General features: G+C 67.9%; 11 protein-coding genes. 8 read left to right on the top strand and 3 right to left on the bottom strand.

Annotated features, from left to right (window positions below; all coding sequences use genetic code 11):
* On the bottom strand, positions 1–434 hold a 434-nt coding region (locus CQ045_RS13785; RefSeq protein WP_105724628.1), incomplete at its 3' end, for a copper resistance CopC family protein.
* A gap of 99 nt (positions 435–533) precedes the next feature.
* Here CQ045_RS13785 and CQ045_RS13780 point away from each other — a divergent pair.
* From CQ045_RS13780 to CQ045_RS13770, 3 genes are all read left to right on the top strand, one after another.
* Positions 534–1019: an FHA domain-containing protein gene (locus CQ045_RS13780; RefSeq protein ID WP_105724626.1), complete on the top strand. Its 486-nt coding sequence runs from the start codon at positions 534–536 to the stop codon at positions 1017–1019.
* Positions 1019–1705 carry a MerR family transcriptional regulator gene (locus tag CQ045_RS13775; protein WP_105724624.1) on the top strand — a complete coding sequence of 229 codons (687 nt, stop codon included), beginning with the start codon at positions 1019–1021 and terminating at the stop codon, positions 1703–1705. Before CQ045_RS13780 ends, CQ045_RS13775 begins: the two co-directional genes overlap by 1 nt.
* 100 nt (positions 1706–1805) lie before the next feature.
* Positions 1806–2351 carry a MerR family transcriptional regulator gene (locus CQ045_RS13770; RefSeq protein WP_021199318.1) on the top strand — a complete coding sequence of 182 codons (546 nt, stop codon included), beginning with the start codon at positions 1806–1808 and terminating at the stop codon, positions 2349–2351.
* Positions 2352–2454: 103 nt separating this feature from the next.
* On the opposite strand, the gene CQ045_RS13765 is transcribed toward CQ045_RS13770, so the two are convergent.
* On the bottom strand, positions 2455–3267 hold the full coding sequence (locus CQ045_RS13765; RefSeq protein WP_105724663.1) for a ParA family protein: 813 nt from the start codon (positions 3265–3267) through the stop codon (positions 2455–2457).
* A 93-nt stretch (positions 3268–3360) separates the two neighbouring features.
* Between CQ045_RS13765 and CQ045_RS13760 the strand changes: the two genes are divergently transcribed.
* The 3 genes from CQ045_RS13760 to def all read left to right on the top strand — a co-directional run bounded on the left by CQ045_RS13760 (position 3361) and on the right by def (position 9125).
* A complete protein-coding gene (locus CQ045_RS13760) occupies positions 3361–6768 on the top strand; it encodes a pyruvate carboxylase (RefSeq protein ID WP_105724622.1) in 3408 nt (1135 codons plus the stop codon).
* A 66-nt stretch (positions 6769–6834) separates the two neighbouring features.
* The gene (locus CQ045_RS13755; RefSeq protein ID WP_105724620.1) at positions 6835–8634 is read left to right on the top strand and encodes a MinD/ParA family protein; all 1800 of its coding nucleotides are present in this window, start codon (positions 6835–6837) and stop codon (positions 8632–8634) included.
* Complete coding sequence (gene def / locus CQ045_RS13750; RefSeq protein WP_105724618.1) at positions 8634–9125, top strand: peptide deformylase; 492 nt, start codon at positions 8634–8636, stop codon at positions 9123–9125. The genes CQ045_RS13755 and def overlap by 1 nt, the downstream gene beginning before the upstream one ends.
* Positions 9126–9178: 53 nt before the next feature.
* Here the strand turns inward: def and CQ045_RS13745 are convergent, their stop codons facing one another.
* A complete protein-coding gene (locus CQ045_RS13745; RefSeq protein WP_105724616.1) occupies positions 9179–11011 on the bottom strand; it encodes a long-chain fatty acid--CoA ligase in 1833 nt (610 codons plus the stop codon).
* A 152-nt stretch (positions 11012–11163) separates the two neighbouring features.
* Between CQ045_RS13745 and CQ045_RS13740 the strand changes: the two genes are divergently transcribed.
* Complete coding sequence (locus CQ045_RS13740) at positions 11164–11853, top strand: 1-acyl-sn-glycerol-3-phosphate acyltransferase (protein ID WP_105724614.1); 690 nt, start codon at positions 11164–11166, stop codon at positions 11851–11853.
* A 46-nt stretch (positions 11854–11899) separates the two neighbouring features.
* The gene (locus CQ045_RS13735; RefSeq protein ID WP_105724612.1) at positions 11900–13240 is read left to right on the top strand and encodes a class II 3-deoxy-7-phosphoheptulonate synthase; all 1341 of its coding nucleotides are present in this window, start codon (positions 11900–11902) and stop codon (positions 13238–13240) included.
* Positions 13241–13265 lie beyond the last annotated feature (25 nt).

Genomic DNA, 13265 nt, shown 5'->3' with positions numbered 1-13265 from the left:
GTGGCGGTGGGCGCCGACGTGGCCGATCCGTCGTCGCCGACGGTGACCGTGAAGGAGTACTCGCCGGAGGTGGGATGTCCGTCGCTCGAGACGACCTTCCAGATCACGTGGTACTCGCCGGCAGGTCCTGCTCCCTGCAGCGGCTGGGTGACGATCGCGCCCTCCACCGCCGCGGCTCCGTCGGTGACCGATGTTCCGTCCGGGGCGGTCACGACGACCTCGGTGGCGCCCTCGCCGTCGATGAGCTTCGCGCTGAACGTGAGTGTCAGCTCTGTCGGCACGGTCTCGACCGACTCGTCGGCTGCCGGGGATGACGACACGAGGGCGTCGTGTGCGGAAGCGGAGAGAGGGGCGAAGAGCACCAGGAAGGCGGCGAGCAGTGCCGCGGCGAGGGCGATCGGAGTGGCCGAGTGGCGCAGGGCTATGGTCTTCACGACTCCACCCTATGAATACCCGGTATGTGATGGCTGAGTATGAAGCGGCCTCCCGCGACCGCCTCGGGATCCGTTAGTCTGGACAATCAGGAGGGCACAGTGACAGACAGCGACAGCCGACCGGCCGGAGAAGCCGCGATTCACCGTTCCGGTGAACAAAAACACGACGTGACGCAGACGTTCGGACACGATTCCGATCTGTCCTTCGTGCCGTTCGGTGTGGAACTGACCGACGTCGAGCAGAGCGCGATCTCTGCCCTGCCCGCGGGATCGGCGCTGCTGCTGGTGCGCTCCGGCGCGCTCGCCGGTGCTCGCTACCTCCTCGACACCGACGTGACCACCGTGGGTCGTCACCCGGAGGCCGACATCTTCTTCGACGACGTGACGGTCTCGCGTCGGCATGCCGAGATCACCCGCACCGGCTCGACGTTCGAGATCATCGATCAGCGCTCGCTCAACGGGACGTACGTGAACGGTGAGCGCGTCGACCGCAGCACGCTGGTCGACGGTTCCGAGCTCCGTGTCGGCAAGTTCCGTCTGAACTTCTTCGCCTCTCCCCGCGACCGCGTGGCGGCGAACGCCTGATGGCGGCTTCCCCCGCCCGCGAACGCTCTGCGTCCGCGGGCCTGCTGAGTATCGGCCAGGTCCTTGCTCGGCTCACGCCGGAGTTCCCCGACCTCACCTCCAGCAAGCTGCGCTTCCTCGAAGTGCAGGGCATCGTCAGCCCCTCCCGCACGGAATCCGGCTACCGCAAGTTCTCGGCAGCAGACATCGAGCGCCTCCGCCTCGGTCTCACGCTGCAGCGCGACCACTACCTTCCGCTGAGCGTCATCCGCGAGCAGCTCGACGAGGCCGACGCCGGCGGGGAGACGACGTCGCTCGTGCCGCCGCCGTCGATCGCCCCGGCGCCCCGGCGCTATCGCCGCGACGAGCTCCTCGCCGCTGCGGGAGCCGGCCCGCAGCTCCTCAACGACGCGATCAGCACCGGCGTGATCACCGCCCAGGAGAGCTACCAGGAGGCGACGGTGACGCTGCTGCGCGGACTCGTCGCGCTGGACCGGCACGGAATCGAACCGCGGCACCTGCGTTCTCTGCGTCAGGGAGCCGAGCGCGAGGTCGCCCTCATCGAATCGGCGATGTCCTCGCTGCTTCGCCGGACGGATGCGGCGTCCCGTGCGAAGGCCAGCGAACTGGGTCCGGAGCTGGCCTCGAGGATCGACGAAGTGCGATCGCTCTTCGTCAAGGACGCGCTCTCGCGCGCGCTTTCGTAACGAACTGATTGCGACACACCTTCGCCGTCGCACGGATGTGATTGCCGGTGCACAGGCACTGCTCTACCGTGGAAGATAACCGTTCCAGGGAGGATTTCAGATGAATGCGGATGAGCTCACAGGCGACCCGCGGTTCGTACCCGAACTCCTCTTCACGGACGGTCTCCCGGCCATGGATGACGAGGTCGGCTACCGCGGGGCAGTCGCCGCTCGCGCAGCCGGTATCACCTACCGTCAGCTGGACTACTGGGCCCGCACCGAGCTGGTCGAGCCCACGGTCCGTGGTGCCAGCGGCTCCGGCTCGCAGCGTCTCTACGGCTTCCGCGACATCCTGGTGCTGAAGCTCGTGAAGAGCCTCCTCGACACCGGTATCTCGCTGCAGCAGATCCGCACCGCCGTGGAAGAGCTGCGCCGCGCCGGCATCCGCGATCTCGCAGGCACCACGCTCATGAGCGACGGCGCCTCCGTCTACCTCTGCACGTCGAACGACGAGGTCATCGACCTCGTCAGCCGCGGGCAGGGCGTGTTCGGCATCGCCGTCGGAAAGGTGCTCCGCGAGGTGGAGTCGACTCTCGTCGCCTTCGACGCGACCGCACCCGATCCCGTCGACGAATTGTCCGCCCGTCGGACGAAGCGCTCCGCCTGACGACGCTTCCGCGATCTGCGGAGAGCGTCGAAGCGCTCGGCGCCCCACGCACGACGGCCACCCTCGATGAGGATGGCCGTTTCGTCTGTGCGCGTCGCGCGGGTCAGCTCTGAGTGCCGCTCTCGGGTACGGGGATCCGTCCGGTGCGGATGATCCGGTCGAGCAGCTGGTCGAAGTCGGACGCCAGCTCCTGCGCGGAGTCGCCCGGCCAGATGTGCAGCGGCTTGGCGGCTCCCTGAGCCTGCTGCAGCGACGTGCGCTCCGGCAGCTGCGGGGAGAGGACGAGCGGTCCGAACATGTCGCGCAGCTCCTTGATGCGGAACTGGTGCTCGATGGACTGAGGGCGCACGCGGTTCACGACGATGCCCAGCGGCTGGAGACGCGGCGAGAGGCCCCGGCGGATCTCCTCGATCGCACGCAGCGCACGGTCGGCTGCGGCGACGGAGAAGAGCCCGGGCTCGGTCACGACCATGACACGGTCGCTCGCGGCCCATGCCGTGCGCGTCAGTGCGTTCAGCGAGGGTGCGCAGTCGACGAGCACGAGGTCGTAGTCGGCCTCGACGGAGGCGAGTGCCTCCTCGAGCTTCCACACGTCGCGGACACTCGGGTGCGGGCCGTCGAAGTTGATCGCGGAGGGGCTGCCGATGAGCACGTCGATCGTGCCGGGGTGCACCTTCGCCCATCCGCTGGAGGTGATCGCCTGACGGACGACCTTCTCCTTCGGGTTCGCCAGGACGTCGGCGATGTTGAGTCGTCCGGCAACCTGGATATCCATCCCGGTGGAGACGTCGGACTGCGGGTCGAGGTCGACGACGAGAGTCCGGACGCCTCGGGCGAAGGCCGCGGAGGCCAGCCCGAGAGTCACGGTCGTCTTGCCGACGCCCCCCTTGAGAGAGCTGACGCTGAGTACGTGCACGGACACCACGTTACCTTCCCCTAGGCTGGGGGAACACTCAGCCCCGCCCCATGCGCATCGAAAACGCTGCGCATCGAGCTCCCAGAGGTGTGCATGTTCCAGAAGATCCTTGTGGCGAACCGCGGCGAGATCGCGATCCGCGCCTTCCGTGCGGCAGTCGAAGTCGGGGCGCGCACCGTCGCGGTCTTCCCGCACGAAGACCGTGGTTCGGTGCATCGGCTGAAGGCCGACGAGGCCTACGAGATCGGCGAGCGCGGGCATCCCGTGCGCGCGTACCTGAACGTCGACGAGATCATCCGCGTCGCGCTCGAGTCGGGTGCAGATGCGATCTACCCCGGTTACGGGTTCCTCTCCGAGAACCCCGAGCTCGCGGAGAAGGCGGCCGCGAACGGCATCGTGTTCATCGGCCCGCCTTCCAACGTGCTCGAGATGGCAGGCAACAAGGTCGAGGCGAAGCGTCACGCGATCGAGGCGGGCGTTCCCGTGCTCCGCTCCACCGAGGCGTCCGACGATGTCGATGCCCTCGTCGCGCAGGCGGACGAGATCGGCTTCCCGCTCTTCGCCAAGGCCGTCGCCGGCGGTGGCGGTCGGGGCATGCGCCGCGTGGAGACATCCGGTGATCTCGCTCCGGCGCTGGCAGAAGCCATGCGCGAGGCATCCAGCGCCTTCGGAGACGCCCGGATGTTCCTGGAGCAGGCGGTGGTGCGTCCCCGGCACATCGAGGTGCAGATCCTCGCCGACAAGACGGGCGAGACCGTGCACCTGTTCGAGCGTGACTGCTCGGTTCAGCGGCGTCACCAGAAGGTGGTCGAGATCGCTCCGGCGCCGAACCTCGACGACAGCGTCCGCACCGCATTGCACGGCTACGCGGTCGCCTTCGCCCGGTCCATCGGCTACGAGAACGCCGGCACGGTCGAGTTCCTCCTGGAGACCGCGGGGGAGCGCACCGGCGAGGTCGTCTTCATCGAGATGAACCCGCGCATCCAGGTCGAGCACACCGTGACGGAGGAGGTCACCGACGTCGATCTGGTGCAGAGCCAGATGCGGATCGCGTCAGGGCAGACGCTGGCCGACCTCGGACTGCAGCAGGAGAACCTGCATCTGCGGGGGGCTGCGCTGCAGTGCCGGATCACGACGGAGGACCCGACCCAGGGCTTCCGTCCCGACACGGGCAAGATCACCACGTACCGCTCGCCCGGCGGCGCCGGCATCCGTCTCGACGGCGGCACGGTCCACCAGGGCGCGCAGATCAGCCCTCATTTCGACTCCATGCTGGCGAAGCTGACCTGCCGTGGGCGGGATTTCCCCGCGGCCGTCGCCCGGGCACGCCGTGCCCTCGCGGAGTTCCGCATCCGAGGCGTCTCCACCAACATCCCGTTCCTGCAGGCGCTGCTCGAAGACGACGCCTTCATCGCCGGCGACGTCAGCACCTCGTTCATCGATGAGCGTCCGGAGCTGCTGCGCGGACGCGTCTCCAAGGACCGCGGCACCAAGCTGCTGAACTGGCTGGTCGACGTCACCGTCAACAAGCCGCATGGCGCCCACCCCGGCGTCGTGGATCCGGTCACCAAGCTGCCCGCGGTCGACTTGACGTCGACGCCGGAACCCGGCTCGCGCCAGCGACTCCTCGAACTCGGACCGGAGGGCTTCGCCCGCAGCCTGCGTGAGCAGACCGCCCTGGCGATCACCGACACCACCTTCCGCGACGCGCATCAGTCCCTGTTGGCGACACGGGTGCGCACGAAGGACCTCGTCGCCGCGGCCCCCTACCTCGCCAGGTCGACCCCCGGTCTGCTCTCGGTCGAGGCCTGGGGCGGCGCGACCTACGACGTCGCGCTGCGATTCCTCGGGGAAGACCCCTGGGAGCGCCTCGACAAGCTGCGCGCGGCGCTGCCGAACATCGCGATCCAGATGCTCCTGCGCGGGCGCAACACGGTCGGCTACACCCCGTACCCGACCGCCGTGACGGAGGCATTCGTCACGGAGGCCGCGGCCAGCGGGGTCGACATCTTCCGTATCTTCGACGCGCTCAACGACGTGGAGCAGATGCGTCCGGCGATCGAGGCGGTCCGCAACACCGGCACCGCCGTCGCGGAGGTCGCTCTCTGCTACACCGGCGACCTGCTCGATCCGGCCGAAGACCTCTACACCCTCGACTACTACCTGGGCCTGGCGGACCAGATCGTGGCGGCCGGAGCGCACATCATCGCGATCAAGGACATGGCGGGCCTGCTTCGTCCGGCCGCGGCAGCCAAGCTCGTCGCGGCGCTGCGCGAGCGCTTCGATCTTCCGATCCACCTGCACACGCACGACACCCCCGGCGGGCAGCTCGCGACGCTCCTCGCGGCCAGCGCCGCCGGAGTGGATGCAGTGGATGCCGCCTCGGCGCCGCTGTCCGGAACCACCAGCCAGCCTTCGCTCTCCTCACTGGTCGCCGCGCTCGCGCACACCGAACGCGACAGCGGCATCTCGCTCGACGGGGTCTCCGACCTCGAGCCCTACTGGGAGGCGGTCCGTCGGCAGTACGCACCGTTCGAGTCGGGTCTTCCCGGACCCACGGGGCGCGTCTACCACCACGAGATCCCCGGCGGTCAGCTGTCCAACCTGCGGCAGCAGGCCAAGGCGCTCGGTCTCGCGGACGACTTCGAGCTCATCGAGGACATGTACGCCGCGGCGGACCGGATCCTGGGCCGCGTCCCCAAGGTGACTCCCTCGTCGAAGGTCGTAGGAGATCTCGCTCTCCATCTGGCAGCGGTGAAGGCGGATCCGGCCGACTTCGAGGCCAACCCGGAGAAGTACGACGTGCCGGACTCGGTCGTCGGCTTCATGGCGGGGGAGCTCGGCGACCTGCCCGGCGGATGGCCCGAGCCGTTCCGCACCAAGGTCCTGGCAGGGCGTTCGGTGCGCATCGGACTGACCGAGATCACGAAGGACGACGAGGCAGCGCTCGCGGGCACCAGTGCGGAGCGGCGGACGCGGCTCAACTCGCTGCTGTTCCCCGCCCCCACAGCGGAGTTCGCCGAACGCCGGGAGCTGTTCGGCGACCTGTCGGTCCTCGACACGAGCGACTACCTCTACGGCCTGGTAGCGGGTCAGGAGCACCAGATCGAGATCGATCGCGGCGTGCGGCTGTACATCGGACTCGAAGCGATCGGCGACGCGGACGACAAGGGCATGCGCACGGTCATGACGACGTTGAACGGACAGCTCCGTCCGGTGTTCGTCCGCGACCGGTCCATCACGGTGGATGCGCACGAAGTCGAGAAGGCGGACACCTCCGTACCCGGCCAGGTCGCGGCTCCGTTCTCGGGTGTCGTCACTCTGAAGGCCGAGGTCGGAGCAGCGGTCCGCGCCGGAGAACCGGTCGCATCCATCGAGGCGATGAAGATGGAGGCGGCCATCACCGCGCCCGTCGACGGTGTCATCGAGCGTCACGCGATCGCCGAGACCCAGCAGGTGGATGCGGGAGATCTTTTGGTCGTGATCCGTCCGGCGCACTAATCTTGGGCGGGCGAGGGCCGCGCATCGCATGCGCACCCGAGGCCCGCGCAGGCTGGGAGCGACATCGTGACACCGAAGAACACCACCGACCCCGAGGAGAACCCGCTGGGGGTGCTCGACGAAGCCGCGTCACTCGACACGGCGGGCATCGGCATCCTCGGCGGGACCGCCCAGGTCAGCGTGACTCTGCCGATCGACGAGGACGACGACCTCGCCGACGACGGGGTCGTGGAGGGCGAGGTCATCGGCGACCTCGTGATCGATCCGCCCCGCGAGGTGAAGTCGAAGTCGCCGGCGAAGGCGAAGCCGCTCCCGAAGGTGGCATCGACTCCGCAGCCCCTGTCCACACCTGCCTCGGCATCGGCCGAGCAGACGGCGAGGCCCTCGACCTTCGAGCCCGCATCGGTGACGAAGCCCAGCGTGGAGCCCCCTGCGGTGACCGGAGTGATCGAAGAGACTCCGGTCATCGAATCGATCGTGATCGAGGTCTCGGAGCCTTCTCACGCAGACGACGTCGTCGATGCGATCGTCGTCGAGGACCTCGAGCCCGAGCCTGGTCCCGAGTCCAAGCCTGGGCCTGAGCCTGAGCCTGAGCCTGAGCCTGAGCCTGAGCCTGAGCCTGAGCCCGAGCCCGAGTCCGCCGCGGAGCCCCGACCCGAACCGGTCATCGAAGATCACGAAGCCGCGGCGGAACGGGTGGCAGAAGAAGCCGCCGCCGCCCGGTTCCTCGCAGGCGCCCGTTCCGAGATCGAGACGGTTTCTCCCGCTCCGGCGTCCGCCGAACGGGCATCCGTCGAGAAGGAGACCAGGACCATGTCTACCCCCGAAGAGAAGTCCGTCGTGCCGCAGCCTGCGCGGGCGACATCCCGCGCGGACGTGACCCTCACCTCCAAGCGCTTGGACGATCTGGGCGACTCGTCCCGCGAATCTGCGGACCTGCTGACCGCCGACCGGCTGCTCGACCCCCACCGGGTCGCGAAGCCGGAGCCCGAGGGAGCGTGGAGTCACTTCCTCTACACCGTCTCGGGGCGACGCATCAACATCGGCGACGGGCGGCGTGCGCGTGAGCGCAAGGCGCTGTCGGCACGGATCGCGGCCCCGCTCTCCGGGGGAGCCCGCTTCGTGCCCGTGCTCTCGCGCAAGGGCGGCGTCGGCAAGACGACGATCACCGCACTGCTCGGCATGGCACTGGCCGACGCCCGCGAGGATCGCGTGATCGCTGTGGATGCCAACCCCGATCGGGGAACGCTCGCCGAGCGCATCGTGCGCCCGCACCACAGCAAGTCGGTGCGTGACCTCGTCCGGATCCATGACGACGTCAAGGGCTACCACGACATCTCGGCGATCGTGGCGCGGGACGCGACGCGTCTCGATGTGCTCGCCTCTGATTCCGACCCGCGGATCGCAGAGGCCTTCAGTGACAGCGACTACCGTGATGTGGCCGGGGTGGCGGCGCATTACTACTCGCTCGTGCTCACCGACACCGGAACGGGGATCGTGCATTCGGTGATGTCGGCGACCCTCGATCTGGCGGATCAGATCGTGATCGTCTCGGGGCTCAGCGTCGACGAAGCCCGGCTGGCCTCCGAGACTCTCACCTGGCTCGAGACCAATGGATACGCCGAGCAGGCACGCGAGGCGATCGTGGTGCTCAACCAATCGACGCCGGGCGCGCCCCTCGTTCGCCTGAACGAGCTGCAGGCCCATTTCGCCACCCGGGCACGCCGTGTCGTCCGGGTTCCGTACGACCCGCAGATCGCGGGTGGGGGGACGATCGTGTTCGCAAATCTCCTTCCGGAGACCCGGATCGCCGCCCGCGAGCTGGCGGCGCTGCTGGTCGAGGGCCTGCGGGCAAGGGCCGCCTGATGGCGGTTCGTGAGATCCGCATCTTCGGCGACCCCGTGCTGCGCACCGTGTGCTCGCCGATCGAGGAGATCGACGACGGGGTGCGGGCTCTGGTCGCAGACCTCGTCGACACGGTCGAGCTGCCCGGCCGCGCGGGCGTCGCGGCTCCGCAGATCGGAGTCGCCCTGCGCGCCTTCAGCTACAACATAGACGGCGACATCGGGTACGTGCTCAATCCCGTCCTCACCGAGGTCCGCGGCGAGCCGCAGCCGACGGGGGAGGGGTGCCTGTCTGTTCCCGGACTCTGGCACGACGCCCAGCGTCATCCGTGGGCGCGCGTCGAGGGGATCGACCTCGACGGCAACGCCGTGGTGCTCGAGGGCGAGGGGCTGCTCGCCCAGGCTCTGCAGCACGAGACCGACCACCTCGACGGAAAGCTCTTCTTGACGCGGCTCGATCCGGAGACCCGCAAGACCGCCATGCGCGAGGTTCGGGAGAGCGCCTGGTTCTGAACGCATGAAGAAGGGCCCCGCGCGAGCGGGGCCCTTCTTCATGCGTCGGAGCGTCAGCCGCCGATCGGGACGTTCGTCGTCGCGACGGGCTCGTCGTAGATCGCGGCGATCTCGTCGGCGAAATCGTTCATGATGACGTTGCGCTTGATCGAGAGCTTCGGGGTCAGGTGGCCGGAGGCCTCGGTCCACTCGGATTCGAGGATCGTGAACTTCCGGATCGATTCCGCACGCGACACCCGGTTGTTCGCGGCGTCCACCGCCCGCTGCACCTCGGCGCGGACAGCGGCATTCTTCGATGCGTCCGCGAGCGACATGGTGGACTCGAGTCCGTTGTTCGCGAGCCAAGTCGGGAGCATCTCGGGGTCCAGCGTGACGAGCGCGGAGATGAACGGACGCTGATCGCCGACGACGACGACCTGCCCGATGATCGGGTTCGCGCGGATCGGGTCCTCGAGTGCGGCAGGGGCGACGTTCTTTCCGCCGGCGGTGACGATGATCTCCTTCTTGCGTCCGGTGATCGTGAGGAAGCCTTCAGAATCGAAGCTGCCGATGTCGCCGGTGTGGAACCATCCGCCCTCGCTGAAGGCCTCAGCGGTCGCTTCCGGGTTGTTCCAGTACTCCTTGAAGACGTTGATGCCGCGGACCTCGATCTCGCCGTCCTCCGCGAGACGCACGCCGACGCCCGGGAGTGCGGGGCCGACCGTGCCGATCTTCGACTTGTCGGCGAGGTTCACCGTGGCCGGAGCCGTCGTCTCGGTGAGGCCGTATCCCTCGAGGATGACGACGCCGAGGCTGTGGAAGAAGTGTCCGAGGCGCGAACCGAGGGGAGCGGAGCCGGAGACGGCGTAGACGACGTTGCCGCCCATGGCCTCGCGAAGCTTGCTGTACACGAGCTTGTTGAACAGGGCGAACTTGAGCTTGGTGCCGAAGGGGATCTTCTTCCCCTCTTCGACGAGCTTCGAGTGCTCGATGGCGACATCCGCTGCGGCGCGGAAGATCTTGCCCTTCCCGCCGGCTTCGGCCTTCTGCTCGGCGGAGTTGTAGACCTTCTCGAACACGCGGGGGACCGCGAGGAGGAAGGTCGGCTTGAACGAGCCGAGGGCCGGAAGAAGCTGGCGGGTGTCGGGCTGGTGCCCGGTGCGCACGCCGGCGTGGACGTCGAGGATCGAGATGAACCGCGCGAAGACGTGCGCGGTCGTGATGAACAGCAGCGTGGATGCGCCCGGTGTCTGGACGACCGCGTCCAGCGCCTTCGCCGAGTTGCGGGAGAGCTCGACGAAGTTGCTGTGGGTGAGCACGCAGCCCTTCGGGCGTCCGGTGGAGCCCGACGTGTAGATGAGAGTCGCGATGTCAGATCCGACCGCGAGGGTGCGGCGACGCTCGATCTCGTCGTCGGTCACGGCGGCGCCCTGTGCGGTCAGCGTGTCGATCGCTCCGAGGTGCAGCTGCCAGATCTCGCGGATCAGGGGAAGGTCGCCGCGGACCTCGTCGACTCGGGCGAAGTGCTCTGGCGATTCGACGATCAGGGCGATCGCACCGGAGTCCTCGAGGATCCACTGGATCTGCGAAGGAGAGCTGGTCTCGTAGATCGGCACCATCACCGCGCCGGCATAGAACAGCGCGAAGTCGACGAGGGTCCATTCGTAGGTGGTTCGCGCGAGGAATCCGACCTTCTCTCCGGGCTGGATGCCCGCGGCGGCGAAGCCCTTGGCCAGGGCGATCACTGCCGTCTGGAAGTCGGCGGCGGAGATGTCGCGCCATCCGTCGCCCTCGGGAACGGAGAAGAGCGCCCGATCCGGCGTGGCTTCGACGCGCTTCACCAGGAGGTCGGCGACGTTCGCGTCGGGGTCGGCGGGGACGATCGCAGGGACTTCAAACTGGACCACGGCAGCTCCTTCGGTACCGGTCGGGCACGGGTGTGATTTCGAGTCTAGGGCATGGGACCGGGTCGCGCTCGGGGTGAAACTCAGTCGCGTGCCACGGTGCTGCGTGAAGATCACCCGGGCGGACGCCGACGGCGGCGCTAGACTTCACCTCGATGTTCTACTGGCTGATGAAGTACGTCGTGATCGGGCCCGTGGTCAAAGCGGTCTTCCGCCCGTGGATCGTGGGGCGGAAGAACGTGCCTGCGAACGGTGCGGCGATCCTCGCCAGCAACCATCTCTCCTTCGCCGACTCCATCTTCCTTCCGTTGGTGATCGACAGATCGATGTCCTTCCTGGCGAAGAGCGATTACTTCACCGGACGCGGCATCAAGGGCTGGGCCACGAAGTTCTTCATGAAGGCCACGGGTCAGATCCCGATCGATCGATCGGGAGGCAAGGCCTCAGAGGCCTCTCTCAACACCGGACTGCAGGTGCTCGGAGGGGGAGACCTGCTCGGGATCTATCCGGAGGGGACGCGAAGCCCCGACGGCAAGCTGTACCGCGGGCGCACGGGCATCGCCAGGATGGCGTTGGAGGCGAAGGTTCCCGTCGTGCCCGTCATCATGGTCGACACCGACACGGCGATGCCGATCGGCAGGCGTCTGCCCCGCATCGTTCGTGTCGGCATCGTGATCGGGGAGCCGCTCGACTTCTCCCGTTACGCGGGCATGGAGAACGACCGATACATCCTGCGATCCGTCACGGACGAGATCATGGTCGCCCTGCAGCGCCTGGGTGAGCAGAAGTACGAAGACGTCTACGCTTCGACCGTGAAGGACCGCATTCCCACCCGCGTCACATAGGCTTCGCGCGGATCTGGGCGGTACCCACGACCACTAGGCTGGACGCATGCTCCCGCACCACATCGAAGCCCTTGATGCATGGCGCTCGCTTCCCATCAAGCAGCAGCCGCAGTGGCCCGACGCGGACCGCGTCGCCGACGTCTCCCAGCAGATCGCGACCCTGCCGCCGCTCGTCTTCGCGGGTGAGGTCGACAACCTCCGTGACCGACTCGCCAGAGCGGCATCCGGGCAGGCATTCCTCCTTCAGGGAGGCGACTGCGCAGAGACCTTCGCCGGTGCGACAGCCGAGCAGATCCGCAACCGCATCAAGACGGTGCTGCAGATGGCGGTCGTCCTGACCTACGGCGCCTCGATGCCCATCGTCAAGATGGGCCGCATGGCGGGCCAGTTCGCGAAGCCGCGTTCGAGCGACTCCGAGACGCGGGGCGACGTCACTCTGCCCGCCTACCGCGGCGACATCGTGAACGGCTACGACTTCACGGAAGGCTCGCGTACGGCCGACCCCGGTCGCCTGCTCCAGGGGTACCACACGGCGGCATCGACGTTGAACCTGATCCGCGCATTCACCCAGGGCGGATTCGCCGATCTCCGCGAGGTGCACTCGTGGAACAAGGGTTTCGCGCAGAACCCGGCCAACCAGCGCTACGAGCGCATGGCGGCCGAGATCGACCGTGCGATCAAGTTCATGGAGGCCGCCGGCGCGGACTTCGACGAGCTCAAGCGCGTCGAGTTCTTCACCGGCCACGAGGGTCTGCTGATGGACTACGAGCGTCCGATGACGCGCATCGACTCCCGGACGGACACTCCGTACAACACGTCTGCGCACTTCCTCTGGATCGGCGAGCGCACACGCGAGCTCGACGGCGCGCACGTCGACTACTTCTCCAAGATCCGCAACCCCATCGGCGTGAAGCTGGGGCCGACCACGACCCCCGAGACGGCGCTCGCCCTGATCGACAAGCTCGACCCCGAGCGCGAGCCGGGACGACTGACGTTCATCACGCGCATGGGCGCGGGCAAGATCCGCGACGCGCTGCCGCCGCTGCTGGAAGCGGTCCGTGACTCGGGGGCGCAGCCCCTGTGGGTGACCGACCCGATGCACGGCAACGGCATCACCACCCCGACCGGCTACAAGACGCGTCGCTTCGACGATGTCGTCGACGAGGTGCGCGGATTCTTCGAGGCCCACCGTGCCGTGGGCACCTTCCCCGGGGGCATCCACGTGGAACTGACCGGCGACGACGTCACCGAGTGCCTCGGTGGGTCGGAGCGGATCGACGAGGCGGCGCTGGCGACTCGGTACGAGAGCCTCTGCGACCCGCGTCTGAACCACATGCAGTCGCTCGAGCTCGCGTTCCTCGTCGCTGAGGAGCTCGAGAAGCGCTGACGCACGGCAGACATCCCCCTCACGA

Source organism: Microbacterium sp. MYb66 (assembly GCF_002979435.1).
Lineage (GTDB): Bacteria > Actinomycetota > Actinomycetes > Actinomycetales > Microbacteriaceae > Microbacterium.
The sequence above is the reverse complement of the archived record's forward strand: the minus strand, read 5'-3'. Positions and strand labels throughout refer to the sequence as shown.

Excerpts from the sequence above, each read along its gene's own strand:
- def (WP_105724618.1), top strand. The coding sequence starts at position 8,634 with ATGGCGGTTCGTGAGATCCGCATCTTCGGCGACCCCGTGCTGCGCACC.
- CQ045_RS13735 (WP_105724612.1), top strand. The coding sequence starts at position 11,900 with ATGCTCCCGCACCACATCGAAGCCCTTGATGCATGGCGCTCGCTTCCC.
- CQ045_RS13760 (WP_105724622.1), top strand. The coding sequence starts at position 3,361 with ATGTTCCAGAAGATCCTTGTGGCGAACCGCGGCGAGATCGCGATCCGC.
- CQ045_RS13770 (WP_021199318.1), top strand. The coding sequence starts at position 1,806 with ATGAATGCGGATGAGCTCACAGGCGACCCGCGGTTCGTACCCGAACTC.
- CQ045_RS13740 (WP_105724614.1), top strand. The coding sequence starts at position 11,164 with ATGTTCTACTGGCTGATGAAGTACGTCGTGATCGGGCCCGTGGTCAAA.
- CQ045_RS13775 (WP_105724624.1), top strand. The coding sequence starts at position 1,019 with ATGGCGGCTTCCCCCGCCCGCGAACGCTCTGCGTCCGCGGGCCTGCTG.